The organism is Kitasatospora sp. NPDC056184, from assembly GCF_042268405.1.
In the GTDB taxonomy this organism is placed as follows: Bacteria; Actinomycetota; Actinomycetes; order Streptomycetales; family Streptomycetaceae; genus Kitasatospora.
Map to the genome: position 1 here is coordinate 152,155 of NZ_JBHJUI010000019.1, position 18,475 is coordinate 170,629.

Annotated in this window: 14 protein-coding genes and 1 pseudogene; 9 read left to right on the forward strand and 6 right to left on the reverse strand. The window is 73.7% G+C overall.

Features of this window, described 5'->3' with window-relative positions:
* Positions 1 to 200: 200 nt before the first annotated feature.
* Entirely contained in the window at positions 201 to 638 is a 438-nt protein-coding gene (locus ACFC0B_RS30410) for a peptidase inhibitor family I36 protein (RefSeq protein WP_376092893.1), read from the forward strand.
* A gap of 932 nt (positions 639 to 1,570) precedes the next feature.
* On the opposite strand, the gene ACFC0B_RS30415 is transcribed toward ACFC0B_RS30410, so the two are convergent.
* Both ACFC0B_RS30415 and ACFC0B_RS30420 read right to left on the reverse strand, forming a co-directional pair.
* A complete protein-coding gene (locus tag ACFC0B_RS30415; RefSeq protein ID WP_376092896.1) occupies positions 1,571 to 4,171 on the reverse strand; it encodes an ABC transporter permease in 2,601 nt (866 codons plus the stop codon).
* Positions 4,171 to 4,968 carry an ABC transporter ATP-binding protein gene (locus tag ACFC0B_RS30420; protein ID WP_376092899.1) on the reverse strand — a complete coding sequence of 266 codons (798 nt, stop codon included), beginning with the start codon at positions 4,966 to 4,968 and terminating at the stop codon, positions 4,171 to 4,173. The genes ACFC0B_RS30415 and ACFC0B_RS30420 overlap by 1 nt, the downstream gene beginning before the upstream one ends.
* Positions 4,969 to 5,177: 209 nt before the next feature.
* Between ACFC0B_RS30420 and ACFC0B_RS30425 the strand changes: the two genes are divergently transcribed.
* Both ACFC0B_RS30425 and ACFC0B_RS30430 read left to right on the forward strand, forming a co-directional pair.
* Positions 5,178 to 6,410 carry a sensor histidine kinase gene (locus ACFC0B_RS30425; protein ID WP_376092902.1) on the forward strand — a complete coding sequence of 411 codons (1,233 nt, stop codon included), beginning with the start codon at positions 5,178 to 5,180 and terminating at the stop codon, positions 6,408 to 6,410.
* Positions 6,407 to 7,075, forward strand: coding sequence for a response regulator (locus ACFC0B_RS30430; RefSeq protein WP_376092905.1), 669 nt, complete (start codon positions 6,407 to 6,409; stop codon positions 7,073 to 7,075). Before ACFC0B_RS30425 ends, ACFC0B_RS30430 begins: the two co-directional genes overlap by 4 nt.
* 264 nt (positions 7,076 to 7,339) lie before the next feature.
* Here ACFC0B_RS30430 and ACFC0B_RS30435 read toward each other — a convergent pair whose 3' ends face one another.
* Positions 7,340 to 8,608 carry an alpha/beta hydrolase family protein gene (locus ACFC0B_RS30435; protein ID WP_376092908.1) on the reverse strand — a complete coding sequence of 423 codons (1,269 nt, stop codon included), beginning with the start codon at positions 8,606 to 8,608 and terminating at the stop codon, positions 7,340 to 7,342.
* A gap of 262 nt (positions 8,609 to 8,870) precedes the next feature.
* Between ACFC0B_RS30435 and ACFC0B_RS30440 the strand changes: the two genes are divergently transcribed.
* From ACFC0B_RS30440 to ACFC0B_RS30450, 3 genes are read left to right on the forward strand one after another with little or no spacing between them, the layout of a single operon-like run.
* On the forward strand, positions 8,871 to 10,079 hold the full coding sequence (locus ACFC0B_RS30440; RefSeq protein WP_376092911.1) for a sensor histidine kinase: 1,209 nt from the start codon (positions 8,871 to 8,873) through the stop codon (positions 10,077 to 10,079).
* Complete coding sequence (locus ACFC0B_RS30445) at positions 10,076 to 10,825, forward strand: response regulator (protein ID WP_376092914.1); 750 nt, start codon at positions 10,076 to 10,078, stop codon at positions 10,823 to 10,825. Before ACFC0B_RS30440 ends, ACFC0B_RS30445 begins: the two co-directional genes overlap by 4 nt.
* Positions 10,789 to 11,214, forward strand: a complete 426-nt coding sequence (locus tag ACFC0B_RS30450) for a hypothetical protein (protein WP_376092917.1) — start codon at positions 10,789 to 10,791, stop codon at positions 11,212 to 11,214. The genes ACFC0B_RS30445 and ACFC0B_RS30450 overlap by 37 nt, the downstream gene beginning before the upstream one ends.
* Here ACFC0B_RS30450 and ACFC0B_RS30455 read toward each other — a convergent pair.
* The 3 genes from ACFC0B_RS30455 to ACFC0B_RS30465 all read right to left on the reverse strand — a co-directional run bounded on the left by ACFC0B_RS30455 (position 11,152) and on the right by ACFC0B_RS30465 (position 13,536).
* Entirely contained in the window at positions 11,152 to 11,583 is a 432-nt protein-coding gene (locus ACFC0B_RS30455; protein WP_376092920.1) for a hypothetical protein, read from the reverse strand. The two genes, ACFC0B_RS30450 and ACFC0B_RS30455, sit on opposite strands and share 63 nt — an antisense overlap.
* Before the next feature lie 115 nt (positions 11,584 to 11,698).
* A complete protein-coding gene (locus ACFC0B_RS30460) occupies positions 11,699 to 12,364 on the reverse strand; it encodes a response regulator (RefSeq protein WP_376092923.1) in 666 nt (221 codons plus the stop codon).
* Entirely contained in the window at positions 12,361 to 13,536 is a 1,176-nt protein-coding gene (locus tag ACFC0B_RS30465) for a sensor histidine kinase (RefSeq protein WP_376092926.1), read from the reverse strand. Before ACFC0B_RS30465 ends, ACFC0B_RS30460 begins: the two co-directional genes overlap by 4 nt.
* A 180-nt stretch (positions 13,537 to 13,716) precedes the next feature.
* Between ACFC0B_RS30465 and ACFC0B_RS30470 the strand changes: the two genes are divergently transcribed.
* The 3 genes and pseudogenes from ACFC0B_RS30470 to ACFC0B_RS30480 all read left to right on the forward strand — a co-directional run.
* Positions 13,717 to 14,445, forward strand: coding sequence for an ABC transporter ATP-binding protein (locus ACFC0B_RS30470; RefSeq protein WP_376092929.1), 729 nt, complete (start codon positions 13,717 to 13,719; stop codon positions 14,443 to 14,445).
* Positions 14,446 to 14,593: 148 nt separating this feature from the next.
* Complete coding sequence (locus ACFC0B_RS30475; RefSeq protein WP_376092932.1) at positions 14,594 to 16,933, forward strand: ABC transporter permease; 2,340 nt, start codon at positions 14,594 to 14,596, stop codon at positions 16,931 to 16,933.
* Positions 16,934 to 17,802: 869 nt separating this feature from the next.
* A pseudogene (locus tag ACFC0B_RS30480) lies at positions 17,803 to 18,475 on the forward strand (hypothetical protein); the annotation flags it as partial.

Sequence of the window (18,475 nt, forward strand, 5' to 3'; positions counted from 1 at the left end):
CGGCCCGTCTCCACCGGCCCGCACGGAATCACAAGGCGTCACGCACGCGCGCACAATCCGACTGACCCGACCGGCCGCACGATGGAACCTCCCCGTCCAGGGCCGCGGCCGGGCCACCAGGCCCGGGGGGCGAGTTCGCTCACTCCCGGCCGGTGACCGGCATCGGCACCCTGGCACCCACCTTGCGGAGAGGAAGTCCGTTGAAACCGAACCTTCGTGGCATCGCCACCGCCACCGCCCTCATGACCGCCCTGGTCCTCGGCATCGGAGGAGCCGCCGAAGCCGCGACCACCACGCAGACCACGGTCACCCCCGTGCCGGGCACCGACAGCGTGTACAAGTACGAGGGAGGCGACTTCGGCGCCCAGGCGTACAACGACTGCGGCGGCGGCACCTGCTTCTTCAGCGAGTTCGACGGCGGCGGCTACCTCTGGATCGTACCCAGCTGCGGCCGGCACAACGTGCCGACCTGGTTCAACGACCTCGCCACCTCGGCCTGGAACCGCACCTCGGTCACCGTCAACATCTTCCAGGACTCCAACCAGCGCGGCTACCTGGGCCCCATGCCCGGCTGGTTCAAGGGCAACTTGTACATCGGCCACAACAACAAGATGAGCTCGGTCGACTCGCTCTGCTGAGGGCCCCCGCCGAACGGGAGCCGGGCCCGCGTCGATGCCGGCGCGGGCCCGCCGCGGACGCGCGGCCCCACAGCTACCCGCACACCGTCGTCGACGACCGCTCCCGCCCAGCCGACCGCGAAGTCCTCGCCGACGAACGCAAGGAGACCGCCGCCGCGCGCCGGGCCCGGGCGAACGCGTTCTTCACCCGGGCTGGAACCACCGCCCAACAGGCCATGGCCGACCACGGGGCCCGCTACCACGCACACCCCTGGCGTGATGCCCTCGCAGGCGACGGGCATCACGCCAGGGCTCACCCGGCCCTGCCGGCCCGGCTCGCCGCAGCCCCACTGCCGACGGGCCGCACCCTGGGCCTGCGCCCCGGCGCAGCACCCGCGTTCCTCGCGCCGCACCACCCCCGCTCCCGGCTGCCGCCTTCCGCCTTCCGCCCACCCACCGCTGCGTGCAACACCTCGATCGCCTCGCTGCCCCGGCCGTCCCGGGCCAGGGGCCGGGCACGTTCGAACGCCGCGTTGGGGCCCGGCGCGCAGGTGAGGAGGAGTGGGACCTGTTCCGGCTGCGCCTGCCGCTGATCGCCGCCGGCACGGGTGTCGACGAGGCGTTCGACCAGGCCCGCGCCCACCCCGAAGGCGGCACCTCCTACGCCGCGGGGGACATCGCCGCACTCCTCGCTTCGGCAGGCCGCACCGGTGAGCCGTCGCCCTTCTCCAGCAGCACACGTCGGCCAACCGGCACGCCCTGGCCGACTGCCTCATCGACCGCTGCCGCGTGCAGGAAGCCGTGGCCGTCCTCCGGCACGTCATGGCGCCGACATCCGAGGCTGCGATCGCCGGCCCGTGGCACGGCGGTCCTCCTCCGCTCTGGGGCCCGCCCGCGACACCCCTGCTACCGGCCGGTCCACCTGCGCACGCGGGTGGACCGGCCGGCTGCTGCTAGTCCGTGGCCAGCGCGGACAGGATGTCGAGGCGGGTCGCCCGCACAGCCGGGGTCAGCGCCGCGAGGACGCCGGCGATCACAGCAGCCGCCGCCAGTTCCGCAAGGGTGATCCAGGGCACCGACAGGATGGTTTGACCTTCACCCGCCATGCGATGGAGGGCGATCCCCCAGGCGATGCCGAGCGACACGCCTGACAGCGTCCCCAGAGCAGTGATCACGACCGACTCCAAGCGGACCATACGGCGGACGTCGCGGCGTGAGACGCCGACCGCACGCAGCATGCCGATCTCGCGCGTCCGTTCCCCGACCGACATGGCCATCGTGTTGGCCACGCCCAGCACCGCGATGATGACCGTGAGGGCCAGGAGCCCGTACGCCATCGAGAGCATCTGGTCGAAGCTGCTTCGGACGGATGCCTTGTAGGCTGCCCGGTCCTGCACGGCCAGCTGTGGATACCCGGCCAGCGCCGTGGTGAGCGCCTTCCCTACCGCTGTCGGGTCCGCGCCGCGGGCCGCGAAGGCGAACAGGGTGGTGTCGGAGGCGGTGGGTGCCAGGGCGGACAGGACGTCGAATCCGACGCTGGGCGCGAGTCGTACCCGGCCCATCGACATGCCGGCCGGTTCCTGGCGTTGAACGGCGCCGATCGTCAGGGTCACCGGGGGGCTGCCCGGTCCGGCGAGGGTGACCTGGCCGCCGATGCCGACGCCGAGCCGCTCGGCCATGGCATCGACGAGGACGATCTGGCCGTGGGCGAGCGCGGCTTGCGGATCGCCCGCTGTGTAGGTCTCGTGCATCGCGGTGGGGAAGCCGGGCTCGTCGCCGTAGACGGTGGTGGACAGCGTGGTCGCTCCCGCGGTGAGCGTGGCCCTGGTGATCCGTTCCCTGACGACCTCGCCGATTCCCGGTACGCGCCGCGCCGCCGCGGCGGCCTCGGGTCCGAACTGCGCCTGCGAGTGCTGTCCGCCGATGATGAAGTCCGCGCCGAGCATCCGGTCGGTGCGCGCCGCCATGGAGTCCGAGGCGGAGGCCGCCGAGACGGCCATCGCCGTTGCCACGCAGATACCGATCATCAGCGCGGCAGAGGTGGCGGCCGTGCGGCGCGGGTTGCGCAGCGCGTTCCCGGCGGCAATCGCGCCGATCGGCCCGATCAGCCGCGGGAAGGCGGCCGTCAGGACCGGGACGACGCCGCGGACAAGAGCGGGCCCGAGCGGGAAGAAGGCGATCAGGGTCAGGAACATGCCCGGCACCGTCGCGGCGTGGCCCGCGATCAGCAGACCGGCCCCGGTCAGCAGCAGCGCCGCGCCGGTCAGCGTGCGGCCCCGACCGGGCCGGGTGCTTGGCGCGGCCGCCGCGCGGAGAGCGGCCATCGGCGGGATGCGTCCCGCACGCCGCGCCGGGATCACCCCGGCGACCAGCGTGGCCACGGTGCCGACGGCGTAGCCGACCAGCACAGCAACGGGCCCGACGACCAGCGAGGTCGAGCCCAGGTCGGGGCCGAAGGAGGCCATCGCCGCGTGCAGCCCGACGGCCAGCCCGATCCCGGTGCCGATGCCGAGGGTGGAGCCCACGAGGCCGAGGACCAGGGCTTCGAGCAGGACGGACCGGTTCACCTGCCGGCGGCTCGCGCCGATCGCACGCAGCAGGCCGAGCTCGCGGGTCCGGGCCCCGACCAGCATCGAGAACGTGTTGAAGATGAGGAGCACGCCGACCAGGACGGCCACCACCGCGAAGCCCATCATCACCGTGCCGAGGAAGTCAGTGGCCTGACCGGCCCCGTTGTTCGGGCTCACGGCGGTCGGATCCTTGGCCTGGACCTGGACCGCGCCGCCCAGGGCGGCCGCCAGGCTGCGACGGAGATCGGCGGGCGTCACACCGGCGGCGGCGTCCACCCGGATCGAGGTGGCCGCGCCGGGCTTGCCGAGCAGCCGCTGCTGGGCAGTGGCGGTGTCGACGTAGATGCGGGTGTTGCCCTGGCTGGCGGCCTTGAAGTCGGCGATGCCGGTGACCCTGGCCTCGAACGTGCCGGGGACGGCGACCACCCGGATCGTGTCCCCGATCCGCACGTGGGCGCGGTCGGCCGAGATGCGGTCGAGCACGGCCTCGTCAGGGCCCTGCGGGGCCCGGCCACCGGCGAGCCGCACCGGCGACCGGTCGGAGTCGACCCAGTTGCCCGCCAGTACGGGGATGCTGCTCTTGGCGCCGAAGCCGGACATCCCGCCGGCCGCGTCGATCGCCTTGCCCTGCGAGTCGGTCAGCGTCGCGGTGTCGACCGTCACGTCGGGGTACGCCGCCGCCACGCCCGGCACGGCGCGCACCTTCCCGACCAGGGCGTCGGCGTCCGGCAGCGTGCCGCCCTCGCCGACCACGGCCCGCTGCACCGCGTCGCCGACCTCGGCCGGCCCCGTGCCCGCCGGCAGCGGGGCAGTGACGGTGACGTCCGGGGCGCTCGCCGCCGCGGCGTCGTCCAAGGCCCCGTTGATCGTGCCGGTGAAGATCAGCGTGCCGGTGGCGAAGGCCACCGAGAGCACCACGGCAAGGCAGGACATCGCGAGTCGTCCCTTGTGCGCGAAGATTCCGCGCAGCGCCACCTTCAGCATCAGCGGTGCCCCCCGCCTCGGCGCATCCGCTGTAGGACGGCCTCAGCGGTCGGGGACCGCAGCTCGCCGGCCATCCGGCCGTCGGCGAGGAAGACCACGCGGTCGGCGAAGGACGCGGCGGTCGGGTCGTGGGTCACCATCACGACGGTCTGTTCGAGCTCCTCCACGCTTCGGCGCAGCAGCCGCAGCACCTCGGTCCCGGCCTGCGAGTCCAGGTTCCCCGTGGGCTCGTCGGCGAACACGATCTGCGGCCGGCCCGCGAGGGCACGAGCACAGGCGACCCGCTGCTGCTGCCCGCCGGACAGTTCCGAGGGCCGGTGGCGCAGCCGGTCCGTCAGGCCGAAGGCCACCACGATCTCGTTGAGCCAGGCCCGGTCGGGCGTGCGGCCCGCGATCGCCATGGGCAGGGTGATGTTCTCCAGGGCGGTCAAGGCCGGGATGAGGTTGAACGACTGGAAGACGAAGCCGATCCGGTCGCGGCGCAGCGCGGTGAGCTCGCGCTCGCGCAGCGCGGTGAGCTCGATGTCGTCGATCCAGATCCGGCCGCCGTCCACGGAGTCCAGGCCCGCCAAACAGTGCATCAGGGTCGACTTGCCCGAGCCGGACGGGCCCATGATCGCGGTGAACGCGCCGCCCTCGATCTCGACGTCGACGGCGTCCAGCGCTGTGACCTTCGCGTCGCCCGTGCCGTGGATCTTGGTGATCCTCTCGCCGCGGGCGGCGGGCTCGGACACGGGAGCCGGTGCCCGCCCGGAACCCGGTGCCTGATCCGGAGCGGGTGCTCGGTCGAGAGTCATGCGGATGCTCCATCCTTCGAAGATCGTCAGGTATCGGATGGCTTTCCACGATGGCGGTCGCGGCCGGTCCGCCGGATCAGGCTGCGGCACGGAGTCGGTGTCCGGGCCCGGGGCCCGGACACCGTCTGCGCACCTGGCCGCAGGTACAGGTCCGAAGATGGGACCGCAGACGGATGACCCGCTCACGCGCCCGCGACTACTGTCCGGACGTGCATCTTCGGCCGCCGCTCACCAAACGGCTGACCCGCGTCCAACTCGTCGGGCTGGACGTCGCGGTCGGCATCGCGTTCCTGCTGTGGGGGCGTCCCACCGACGCCCAGCTCGCCGGCGCCGGAATCCCGCTCCCGGGCTGGTACGCGCTGTTGATCCCACCGGCCTGCGCGGTGGCGGTCAGACGGCTGTGGCCCCGGCCGGCCCTCGGGGTGTCGCTGGCGGCGTACGCGACGATGGCGGCCTACGGGTTCGTCAAGTTCCCGTCGTTGGCGGCCGCGTTGTGCCTCTACCAGTTCGCGCTCTCGCAGCCGCGGTTGCGGGCGGTGGCCGGCCTGGTGCTCACCGAGGCGGTCCTCGGCGTCGGCATCGCGATGGGCAGCAGCCCGGCGCGCTTCGACGACGAGTGGGCCGCGATGTGGTCGGGACAGAGCGCACCGATCGTGGCCTTCTGGGCGGCCGGCATGATGATCAGGTCCCAGCGCGCCTACGAGGCCGGGCTGCGGGCCCAGGAGGAACGCCAGGCGCAGGCCCGCATCGAGGAGGCGCAGCGGACGGTCATCGAGGAACGTCTGCGCATCGCCCGCGAGTTGCACGACGTGATGGCCCACAGCATGAGCGTGATAGCGGTGCAGGCCGGCGTTGGCCGCCACGTCATCACCGGACACCCCGACGAGGCCGCCAAGGCGCTGACCGCGATCGAGACGGTCAGTCGGACGGCTCTGCGCGAGATGCGGGCCCTGCTCGATGTGCTGCGGGAGGAGCCACCCGCCGCCGACGCGGCGGCCGCCTCGGACCTGGCGAGGCCCGGCCTGAGCGACCTGCCCTTCCTGATCGAGCAGACCGGCCGCGCCGGGCTCCAGGTCGAGCTGCGGATCAGGGGCGCCGCCCGGCAGCTCCCGCCGTCGATCGACCTGGCCGGCTACCGGATCGTCCAGGAGGCGCTGACCAACTCCGTCAAGCACGCTGCGACCGCCCGCGCCCGGGCCCAGGTCAGCTACCACCCGGACGGCATCGAGATCGAGGTGACCGACGAGGGCCGCGACCGCACCGGTCCGCCCGGCCGCCCCGGCCCCGCCGTCGCGCCCGACAGCCCTGGCGGCCGTGTCGGTCACGGCCTGATCGGCATGCGAGAGCGGGTCGCGCTCTCCGGCGGCGACTTCGCCGCCGGCCACCTCCCGCTCGGCGGCTTCCGCGTCTGGGCCCGGTTCCCCACCGGGGAATCGGCGTGAGCGGGGACGTGCGGGTGGTGATCTGCGACGACCAGGCCCTCGTCCGCGCCGGCTTCCGCGTGCTCGTCGACACCACGCCGGGCCTCACGGTGGTCGGCGAGGCCGGTGACGGAGCCGAGGCCGTCGAGGTCATCCGACGGGAACGGCCCGACGTTGCCCTGATGGACATCCAGATGCCCGGGATGGACGGGATCGAGGCCACCCGGCGACTGCTCGGCGGCGAAGACCCACCACCGGTGCGGATACTGATCCTCACCACCTTCGACCTCGACCGTTATGTGTTCACCGCGCTCCACGCGGGCGCCAGCGGCTTCCTGCTGAAGGACACCCCACCGGAAGACCTCCTCTCGGCCATCGGCGTCATCGCCGACGGCGAGGCACTGCTCTCCCCCCGCGTGACCCGGAAACTGGTGGCCGAGTTCACCAGACGCCCCCAGGTGGCGGTCGGAGCGAACCGCCGTCTCGACGAGACCACCGACCGGGAGCGCGAGGTTCTCGTCCTGATCGCGCACGGCATGTCCAACACGGAGATCGCCGACGAACTGCACCTGTCGCACTCCACCGTCAAGTTCCACGTCGGCAGACTCCTCGCCAAGCTCGGCGCCCGGGACCGAGCCCAGCTCGTCATCGCCGCCTACGAGGGCGGCCTCATGAACCACCGGTGAACCGGCCCTCTCGCTCCCGCCCCGGCCCCTCGGGATTCGCCACCCGGTGGGGCGTACTTCCCAGCCGGTCCCGCACTCGGCGACGGGCTCCTGCTCGCCGGATGTCTGCGATCAGGACGCGGCGCCGGGGTCGCGGGAAGGCACAGAAGGTCCGGCCGTCCTCCGGTCGTGCCGGCTCCGTGCCTCGGCCCGTCCCACGTCCGCCCCGCCACCGGCCGGACGGCCGTGCCGCCCGGCGCGGCGAGGGGTGCCGGGCGGGCCGGTTCAGCGCAGCACCTCCAGCTCCGGCCAGTCGTCGCCGGGCCGGTCGAGGAAGTCGGTGGGCCGCCCCGTCAGGTACCGCGTGAAGAAGGCGGCGACGGCGGTGCGTTGGGCGGCCAGGGAGCGCCGGGGGTCGACGGTGCCGATGAGTCCGGCCGCGTCGGGGACCGGGAAGCGGCGGACGAGCTGGGGCAGGAGGACCTGGAGGTCGGTGTACGAGCCGTGGGCGGCGTTGCGCAGCCGCAGGGCGTGCCGGGGGCCGGTGGACGCCGCCCAGCAGGAGGCCCAGCTCGGTTCGGTGTGCAGGGTCTTCGTACCGGAGGCCATCAGCAGGAAGGGCTTGGCGAGGCCGCTGTCGGCGACGGGTCCGAGGAGGGCGCCGTCGAGGTCGGCCGCCGCGCGGACGCGGGGCTCGTCGTGGGCGAGCTGGGCGGCGACGGAGCCGCCGAGGGACTGCCCGAGCACGCCGGTCCTGGCCGGGTCGGCGGCTTCGGCGAGCCCGTCCGGGAGCGGATCGGTGCCGGTGTCGGGGCGGTCCCCGCGGGCGAGCCGGTCGAGTGCGCCGAGGACGAAGCGGGCGTCGGCGAGGCGGGCCCGGGAGTGCTCGGCGAGGAGGGCGGCGATGACCTCCGGGGTGAGGTCGTCGGGCAGGGGGAGGGCGCGTTCGACCCGGCCGCCGGGGAACTCGACCTGTTCGGCCTCGTACGTGGAGTCGAGGGCGACGACGAGGTGGCCGCGGCTCGCCAGCTCCTCGACCAGGGTGGTGCCGAGGGCGCGCGAGCCGCCGTCGCCGGAGGAGAACAGCACGACGGGCAGCCGGCCGGCGCGGCGGGCGACGGGCGCGCCGGTGCGGGCGTGGGTCCTGATCCCCCGCCAGTCGGCGGCGCCGGCGGGGACACCGAGGGCCGGTGCGGAGTGCGCGTCCCAGTCGGCCGCCGCGGCCGGGGGCAGCCAGGGGGCCGTCGGGTGGCCGGCGCCGGGTTCCGCCGGGTACCAGAGGCCGGCCATGAGCTCCCGGTAGGGCTTGGCGGGGAGGAGGGGGTCGGGGCGGCTGTCGTCGATCAGGTGCAGCGCGACGGTGCCGACGGGCCAGGGCCCGGTGGGCGCGGGCAGGTGCAGCGGGACGGGGGCGGCGGGGGAGTCGGGGGCGTGCGCGGGGCCGCGTCCCCCGGCCGGGGCGGCGGGGCGGCTTCCCGGGGCGGGGGCGGCGGCCACGGTGGCGAGCGCGGCGGCGCCGAGCGTGCCGAGCAGGGCGCGGCGGGTCGGGGGCATGGGCGGGCTCCTCGGGCGGTGCGGTTGCGGGGTCGCCACCAGGGTTGCGCCGCCGGGGGGTGCGGGGCGCCCTGCCGGGGGACGATCCCGCCGGTGGGCGCGGGTCGCCCCGGGGCGCGTGCGCTCCTCCGCGCGGAGGAGCCCCCGGTGTCCCGCAGGAGCCCCGGTCTCCGCCGGTGGGCGGACGCCTTCACGGGCGCGGGGGCCCTACCGTGGGGCTCCGGCGAGGACGCCGGACGACGCGGACGCGAGGACGGACACGATGACCGAGACCGGCGCGGTACGGACGGGCCCGCCGGGCGCCCTCGCCCGGCTGCCGGGGCGGGTGCCGCCCGTGGTGGCGGACGCCGCGCTCGCGGCGGCCCTGTTCCTGGTGACGCTCGGGCCGGGGCGGGTGGCGGACGGCACGGGCTTCGCGCTGCAGACCGCTCTGGTGCTGCCGTTGGTGTGGCGGCGGCGGGCGGCCCGGGCCGCGGTCGGGGCGGTCGCCCCCGCGGCGCTCGCGCAGTGGCTGCTGGGTGTCCAGCTGCCGGCCGACGCGGCGCTGCTGGTCGCCCTCGGGACGGTGACCGCGCGGGCGCCGTCCCGGTCGGCGTGGGCGGCGGGTCTGGTGGCGGCGGCCGGGGCGGTGCTGGCGGCGGTGCGTTGGGCGCCCGAGGGCCGCTTCCTCGCCTCGGCCGCCGCGATGACGGCGGCGGTCGCCGCGAGCGCGCTGCTCGGGGCGAACGCCCGGGTCCGGCGTGCCGCGCGGGCGGAGCGGCTGGCGCGGCTGGAACGGGACCGCGACGAGCGGGAGCGCCGGGCGGTGGAGGAGGAACGCGCCCGGATCGCACGGGAGTTGCACGACAGCGTGACGCACGGCCTGTCGGTGGTGGTGGCGCTGGCGGACGCGCTCGGGCACGCGCGGCCGACCGACGCCTGCGCCGTGACGGCCCGGATCGCGGAGACCGGGCGGCAGGCGCTGACCGACATGCGGCGGGCGCTGGACCTGCTCCAGGACGCCGGTCCCGACGCCGGTCCCGACGCGGGGCCCGGGGACGAGCGGCGGTCGCCGCCGGGGATCGGGCAGCTCGGGGCGCTGTGCGAGCGGATGGAGGCGGCGGGCCTCGTGACCCGGCTGCGGGTGGACGGCGAGGCCGCCGGGGTGCCGGCCGCGGCGCAGCTGACGGTGCACCGGCTCGTCCAGGAGTCGCTGACCAACGCGCTGCGCCACGCGCCGCAGGGGTCGCGCGCCGAGGTGCGGGTGTCCTGTGCGCCGGGGGCGGTCACGGTCGAGGTGACCGACGACGGGCGGGCCGCGGAGACCGGGCGGCCGGGATCCGCCGGGCGCCCCGGATCCGCCGGGTCGGGGCGGGGTCTCACGGGGATGCGGGAGCGCGCCGCGGCCTTCGGCGGGGTGCTGGAGGCGGGCCCGCGGCCGGGCGGCGGCTGGCGGGTCTTCGTACGGCTGGATCCCGGGGGCGCGCCGTGAGCATCCGGGTGCTGCTGGTGGACGACGAGGAACTGCTGCGGCTGGCGTTCGGCCTGATCCTGCGCGCCGAGCCGGACATGGAGCCGGTCGGGGAGGCGGCCGACGGGGCGGCGGCGGTGGAGCTGGCGCGGCGGCTGCGGCCGGACGTGGTGCTGATGGACGTGCGGATGCCGGGCACCGACGGCATCGAGGCGACCCGGCGGCTGCTGCGCGAGGTGCCCGGGACGCGGGTGCTGGTGCTCACGACCTTCGACCTGGACGCGTACGCCTTCGAGGCGCTGCGTGCCGGGGCCTGCGGCTTCCTGCTGAAGAACAGCCGGCCGCAGGAGCTGCTGGGGGCGATCCGCGACGTGGCCCGGGGGGACGCCGTGGTCTCCCCCCGGGTGACCCGGCGGCTGCTGGACCGCTTCGCGCACCGGCTCCCCGCCGCCGGGGACGACGGCGACGGCGGCGCGGAGCGGCTGCGCGTGCTGACCGCCCGCGAGCGGGAGGTCCTGCTGGGGGCCGCCCGCGGCCTGACCAACACGGAACTCGCCGCCGCCCTCGGTCTCGCGGAGCCCACGGTGAAGAAGCATCTCGGCCGGGTCATGGCCAAGCTGGGTCTGCGGGACCGGGTGCAGGCGGTGATCTTCGCGTACGAGTGCGGGCTGGTCGGGCCGGCGCCACAGTGGTGCGCCGCGACGTCAAGGCCGGCCGGGTGCGGACCGCCATGCCGCAGCGGGTCGTCGACACCGGGCACGTGCTGACGCCGGCCTCCTGGCCGGGGGCCGGGCGCCCGGCCCCGACGACCTGGATCACCTCGTTCGCCACCGGCGACGGCACCGCCCGCAAGCAGGGCCTCGCCGGCCTCGCGGCCGGCACCCCCGTCATGGTCTCCTGGCAGGAACCCGACCCCGACCACTCCGGACAACTCCTGTGCGGACGGGCCCTGATCCACGACATCGCCACCCGACCCGCCGACACCACCCGCCTCCACACCCGCGGCCGGTTCACGTGGTTCGCGTCGCCGACCCGGGTGGAGCGGCCTGTCCGCCGAACCACCGCTCGGCGGTTCGGCGGACAGGCGTCGAACTCAGTTGTCGCGTCCGCGGGTGACCACGAGATCCGTTCCGTCGAGCGTCGCGCCGACAGGTGACTCGGCCCACTCGGCGAGAAGGTCCGCCTGCCGCTCGACCGTGTCCAGCAGGTCGGCGAGCCGGGCTGCGGTCGGTGACGCGGGCAGTTCGCAGCGGATCAGGGGTTGGCCGGTCGCGCTGCCGCATTCCTCGTCGTCAGGGTCGTCGGGTTCCCAGCGGCAGATCTCGATCTCCCAGGAGTCGGCGTCCTTGTTGCCGGGCTCCGGAGCGAGGACCAGCAGGTAGTAGCCGTTCGAATCGTACGGCTCGGTGAAGATGCTGAGGGGGGCGTAGTCCGCCTGACGGTCAGACAGGGCGCAGCCGAGGGGTGTCAGGCTGCTCCGGTTCGACCTCTGCAACGACCATGAGAGGGACGGGGGCCTCGACACCGGCAGTCTCCTCCGCCCGGCGGTGTCGACTCGAATCCTGCTGCGGCCAGGTGGGTATGCCGGCGCATCTGGAGCGCGGCGAACTCGGGGTCTCGATCGTTCTTCTCATCCTGCCCTACCGTCTGCGCGGCACGAGTCCGGCCTCGAAGGCGGTGATCGCCAGGTGGACGCGGTCCCGGGCTTCGAGCTTGGCGAACAGACGCGCGACATGCGTCTTCGCCGTCGCCGCGCTGATCACCAACCGCTCGGCGATCTCGGCGTTCGACAGCCCCTGTCCGACCAGTGCCAGCACCTCGCGCTCCCGGTCGGTGATCCCCGCGATGAGACTGGAGTCCGGTTCGGGGGCCGCGGGGCCGGACGTTGCGGCGAAGTCCGCGATGAGCCGTCGGGTCACGCTCGGCGCGATCAACGCGTCGCCGGCCGCCACCACGCGGATCGCGTCCAGGATGGCGTCCAGGGCCATGCTCTTGAGCAGGAATCCGCCGGCCCCGGCGCGCAGTGCGCCGTAGACGTACTCGTCGTCGTCGAAGGTCGTCAGCACCAGCACCTTGGGCGGGTCCGGCTCGGCGGTGGCCTGCCGGGTCGCCTCGATCCCGTCCATGCCCGGCATCCGGATGTCCATCACCACGACGTCCGGCCGCAGTTCACGCACCAGGCGCACCGCCTCGCGGCCGTTGCCGGCCTGGCCGACCACCTCCAGGTCGTCGGTGTCGCCGATCAGGATCGCGAGCCCGACCAGCATCAGCGGCTGGTCATCGACCAGTAGCACCCGCACGCTCATGCCGGGAGCCTCGCAGCCACCCGGAATCCGCCCTCCGGTCGCCGGCCCGCGCTGAACTGGCCGGACAGCAACGTGACCCGCTCGCGCATGCCGAGCAGGCCGAAGCCGCTGCCGCCGGTCGCCGCCGGGGGCCTCGGACGGCCGGGCCCGCCGTTCCCGTCGTCCCCGTCGTCCATCACCTCGATCGTCACGCCTGTCGGCTCGTAACCGACCGCGACCCGGCAGGTCCGCGCACCGGAGTGCCGCACCACGTTCGTCACCGACTCCTGGACGATCCGGAACGCCGACAGCTCGATCTCCGGCGGCAGCGGACGCTGCTCGCCCCGCCAGGTCACGTGGACCCGCACCCCGGCGTCGGCCGTGCGTTCGGCGAGCCGCGGGACGTCCGCCAGGCTGCCGCCCGGTGCCAGCGGAGCGGCCTGCGGCGTGGCGTCGTCGGGCTCGGCGCGGCGTAGTGCTCCGAGCATGCGCTGCAGCCCGAGCAGCGTCTCCCGGCTGGTGGTCTCGATGCCGGTCAGTGCCTGCCGCGTCTGCTCGGGTTTGGTCTCCACGACGCGCGCCGCCGCTCCCGACAGCACCGTGATGATCCCGATGCTGTGCGCGACGCTGTCGTGCAGTTCGCGGGCGATCCGCAGCCGCTCGGCCATGACGATGCGGGCAGCGGTCTGCTCGTGCAGGGCTTCGAGGTACTCGCGGCGTTTGCGGTACACGCCGCCGAAGACCCACGCGACCGCGAACACGAACGCGAGCTGCCCGGCCCGCGGGGCCGCGTCGCCGACGGATTCCCTGTGGTAGCCGAGGGTGCGCTCGGCGAACACGGTCGCGACGGCCGCGGCGGAGCCGACGGCGCCAGCCGTCGGCCGCCGGGCGGCGAGGTGTCCGGCCAGGACCAGGAGCAGGAGGAGCACGATCCAGGGGTTCGCGCCGAAGAGGTCACCGAGGGCTGCTTCGCCCAGGACCACCGTGAAGACCGTAGCGGGCAGCCGGCGCACCAGCAGGACCGGAAGGGCGAGCACGACGCAGAGACCGATCATCTGGTCGGGCCCGAGGTCGGGGAACCGGAACAGGCCGCCGGAGCGCCGGAGCTGACCGAGCGGCATCGTCCAGAAGAGCATCAGCGAGTAGAAGCCGGCGGCGGCCAGCAGCACGGCCCGCGACGTCAGCCAGGTCACGGGTTTCGATGTCGAGAAACGCTGGAGCAGCTCTTCCATACGGAGATCGTATGGATCGGCGTCGGCTCCGCGCGTCGTCCCGGGGGTGTACGCGGGGTACGCCGCCGGGCCGATGGCCTGGGGGAGGTGACATCCGCCGGCCGACGCGGTGGATCATGGTCCGTTCCTAGGTTCGTGGCCATGACGAATGAGCCGATGATCGATCTCCGGGCCGCGACGAAGAAGTACGATGACGGCCCGCCCGCGCTGGCCGGGGTGACCTTGTCCGTGGCGGCTGGTGACTGCGTGGCGATCCTCGGCCATTCCGGCAGCGGCAAGTCGACGCTGCTGAACCTGATCGCCGGTCTGGACAAGCCTTCCAGCGGCACCGTGACCGTCAACGGAACCCGGGTCGACCAGCTCGGCGAGGCCGGTTCGGCGAAGTACCGGCGGGCTTCCATCGGCATGATCTTCCAGTTCTTCAACCTGCTCGACGACCTGACGGTGCTGGACAACGTGATGGTTCCGGCGCAGTTGGCCGGGATGGGCAAGGGCGAGGTGAAGCGGCGGGCGATCGAGTTGCTCGCCTCGCTGGGTATCGACCGGCACGCCAAGGCCTACCCGCAGCGGCTGTCCGGCGGTCAGCGGCAGCGGGTGGCGGTGGCCAGGGCCCTGATGAACCGTCCGGCTTTGCTGCTGGCCGACGAGCCGACCGGCGCGCTGGACTCGCAATCGGCCGAGGACGTGCGCCGGCTGCTGCTGGAGCTGAACGCCGAGGGCCAGACCGTCCTGCTGGTGACGCACGACGTCCAGCTGGCCGCGAACACCGCGCGGCGCACGATCGAGCTGGTGGACGGTGCCGTGGCCCGGGACGTGGTCGACGCGGTCAGCGGCGCCACCTCCACCAGCTCGGCGGGAGCGGTCCGATGACGGGGCTCCCCGCGCTGGCGTCCCAGCGCCTGTGCGAGGCTTCCTTCCGGGCCGTGGCCCGTCTGCTGCCGGCGGGAGCGGGCCGATGAGCGCCCTGGGTAGGGTCGTGCGCTCCGGCGTCGGCCGGCGTCGTGTGCAGTCCCTCGTGATGGGTCTGACGACGTTCGCGGCCGTCACCTCCTGTGTGCTCTCGCTCGGTCTGCTGGCCGTCGTGCAGGCTCCGTTCGAGCACGCCTTCAAGGCCCGGAACGGCGCGCACCTGTCGGTCCGGTTCGACGGCTCGAAGGCCACTGCCGTGCAGGCCGCCGCCACCGCGCACGCCGCCGGCGTCACCGGGGCGTCCGGGCCGTACCCGGTCACCGCCGCTCTGAACACGACCTACGGCACGGACTGCACCGCGAACATCGTCCCGGGCATGCCGCTGGCCGGTCGCGCCAACGAGCCGGTCGTCGCCACCACCCGACCCGACCTGGCCGCCACCTCCGGTCTGGATCAGCTGGCCCTGGTCCAGGGCAGGTGGCCGACCACCGCGAACGAGATCGTCCTGTTCTCATGGATCCGTAGCTGCCCAGAGGGTTCCGTGGTGTTCGACTCGCTGCCGGGCAAGCCCTCGTTCAAGGTCGTCGGCCTGGCGAACTCGCTGACCAGGACCGCGACCGGCTTCCTCACCGGCGAAGGCTTCGCGCGGCTGACCGCCGCCGGTGCCAAGACCGATGAGCAGATGCTCTACCGGTTCGCCAAGTCCGGGACCGACGCCGACCTCACCACGGACAAGCAGGCGATCGCCGCCGTCGCGCCGGCCGGCTCAGTCGAGAGCGGACAGTCCTACCTGGCCGTGGAGAAGCAGGTCGTCGGCAGCGCGAAGTCCTTCGTGCCGTTCCTGGTCGTCTTCGGCGTCCTCGGTCTGTTCCTGTCGGTGCTGATCATCGCGATCGTGGTCAGCGGCGCGGTGGTCTCGGGAATCCGGCGCATCGGGATCCTGAAGTCGCTCGGCTTCACCCCCGGGCAGGTGGCCCGCGCCTACGCCGCACAAGCCCTGGTCCCGGCGGCGATCGGCGTGGCGGGCGGCACGCTGTTCGGCAACGTGCTGGCCGTTCCGGTCCTGGGCAGAGCCGGCAAGGATCTCGGTGCCGCGGACACCGGCCTGCCGGTGTGGGTCAGCCTCGTCGTGCCGATCGGGACCTTGGTCATCGTCGGTGTCACCGCGCTCGTCCCGGCAGTTCGGGCCGGCCGGATGCCGGCGGTGCAGACCCTGGTCGTCGGCCGCGCGCCCAAGGCCAAGCGCGGCCGAGGCGCGCAGCGCCTGGCGAGCAGGCTGCCGCTGCCCCGGCCGATGTCGCTGGGGCTGGCCCAGCCGTTCGCCAAGCCGGCCCGGGCCGTGCTGGTCGGCGCCGCGGTGCTGTTCGGCGCGGTCGGCGTCACCTTCGCGGTGGGGTTGGAGACCGCGTTCACCAAGTACACGGCCACGGATACCGCCGGCTTCAACGCCGCGTCGGTGATCGTGGTGCCCGCCGGCGTGCCCGCCGGCTTCCGCTCCCCTGGCGGCGGCCCTGCCAATCCCCACCTGGACTCCACCAAGGTGGCCGCCGCGATCGCTTCGGTCCCGGGCACGAAGGCCGCGTTCGGCTGGGGCAACAGTGGCGCGACCGTGATCGGCGCGCCGAACGGGGACCTGACGATTGTGGACACCACCACCGGCGACCTGTCCTGGACGAATCTGGCTCTGCTGCAAGGCCGTTGGTACCAGAACCCCGGTGAAGCCGTGGTCAACGACCACTTGGCCTCGGCGGCCGGGATGCACGTCGGCGACACCCTCACCGTGAGGCAGGACGACAAGCGACTGCCGCTGCGGATCGTCGGCGTCGACTTCGACGGCAGCAGCAGCGGGGTCGTGATGACCGACAATGCCACGTTCACCGCTGCCGGTCTGACGCCGTACATCACCCAGTTCAACGTCAAGCTGGCCGACAACACGAGCGGCTCGGACTGGTCCCGCTCGGCTGCCCCCGCGCTGACCCCGCTGCACGCCGAGGCCACCCCGAACATCACGTACCCGAACCCCACGGTGCTCATCATGAGCGCCCTGGTGGCCACCCTCACGCTGATGATGGTCGCGGTCGCCGGGCTCGGCGTGCTGAACACCGTGGTGCAGGACACCCGGGAACGGATCCACGACCTGGGGATCTTCAAGGCCCTCGGGATGACGCCCAAGCAGACCATCGCGATGGTGCTGACCTCGGTGAGCCTCACCGGCCTGATCGCCGGGCTGATCGGGGTCCCGATCGGGATGGCGGTGGAGAACGCGACGATGACCCGGATGGTGAGCGCGATCGGCAGGAACCTGCCGTCGAGCGTGACCCACGTCTACACCGCCTGGACACTGCTCCCGCTGCTGGCCGGCGGGATCGCGATCGCCCTGCTCGGGGCACTGCTGCCGGCCGGCTGGGCGGCGCGATCCCGGACCGCCACCGCGCTGCGGACCGAGTAGAGCCGGTCGCTCGTAGCACTGATGTTTCTCCGCCTTGATCGGCGGTCGGGGCCCGGGGGACCTTGACACGACCTTGACACATTTACAGTCAAGGCCCTCGGGCCCTCCTCCGGTGCTTGGGCCGGAGAGCCGGCGTACGCCGTCGGCGCCTTGATGAGCTGGCGGTATCTCTGCGTGGGCGCGTGGGTGGTCAGGGCTTTGATCACGCGGTGTTCCGGTCCGATGGGGTCGGGGCGGCCGGGAGGGGAGAGCGGGGGCCGCATGGCGGGTGCCAGGCGCCGTTCGCGGCCGGTGGCCCGGGCCCGGACGACCGCGGACGCGCAGTCGCGCAGGAGCTCGTCGGAGGACGTCGAGCCAGGCCGTGGGGATCTCCTGGGGGATGTTCTCGGCCCGGTAGTCCCGGCGGCCGAGGGGCAGCAGCGACCTGCTGTTCAGCCGATCGGGCAAGGACGTCTGCGGGAGGCGCCGGTTGAGAGCGCGCGTGGCCTCGGTGCTGACCGTCGTTGAGCAGGTCGGCAGCTGGTTCCTCCAGGTCTTGCCCCAGCGGGGGTGTCGGCGGTTAGGGATGTGCGCCAGCAGGTCGGCGGGCCGGGCCCGGAAGGCGTCGGGCTCCAGTTGGAGGCAGCGGTTGGTGGTGGCTGTATGGTCCGTGAGGCCTCTTCCCGGGACGGAAGCGGGCGTCCTGTGTCGCGGCGCTCGTGACGGTGCCGATCAGGGCCCGACCGTGGTCGTCCTCCACGGTGGTCCGCCGTAGCGGCGCGTCGCAGTTCGCGCCGGGTGCTCGGTGTGCGCGCCGGGAAACGCTGTCGCGGATGTCGGTGGTTCGTGCAAGTGTTCTCCCTGCTCACCCATGATCTGACGGAGTAGACGTGACGATCCGCCGTACCACCCTGATCACCGCTGCCGCGCTGCTTAGCCTGTCCGCCGTGGCGGCCTGCGGCGACGGCGACGCGCAGTCGGCTCCGGCCGCCGGCAGCACCCCGGCCACGCCGGCCGCGAGTGCGAGCAGCACTCCGAGCGCGACCGCGACTGCGGGGGCCTCCACGCCCACCGCGACCACCACGCCGACCCCGACCGCGACCGCCACGGGCGCGCCGGTCGACGCGTCCGGCGCGTTCGACCCCGCGGTGGCGCTGGCCAATGCGGACCGGACGCCGTATGCCGCCACCGAGACCATGAAGACGACCGCGACGGCGGACGGCCAGGGGTCCGTGATCGCGGGTACCGGCCGGGTCAACTTCAACACCCCGACCCGTGAAGGCCGGAGCGAGACGAAGATGACACTCGGCGACAGCGACGAGCCGATGCTCTGGATGGAGGTGATCAACACGGGAACGGCTATCTACACGCGCGACAAGACCAAGCCCGGAAGCACCTGGAGCCCGACGGACACCGACAGCGACGACCGGGTCGACGACGCCACCGTCTACGCCAAGGCGCTCGCTGCGGCCGGCCCCGCCGCCCGTAAGGGGATGGAGCAGAAGAACGGCACCCCGGCCTACCATCTTGCCTCTCGCCTGACGGCCGCCCAGATCAAGGACA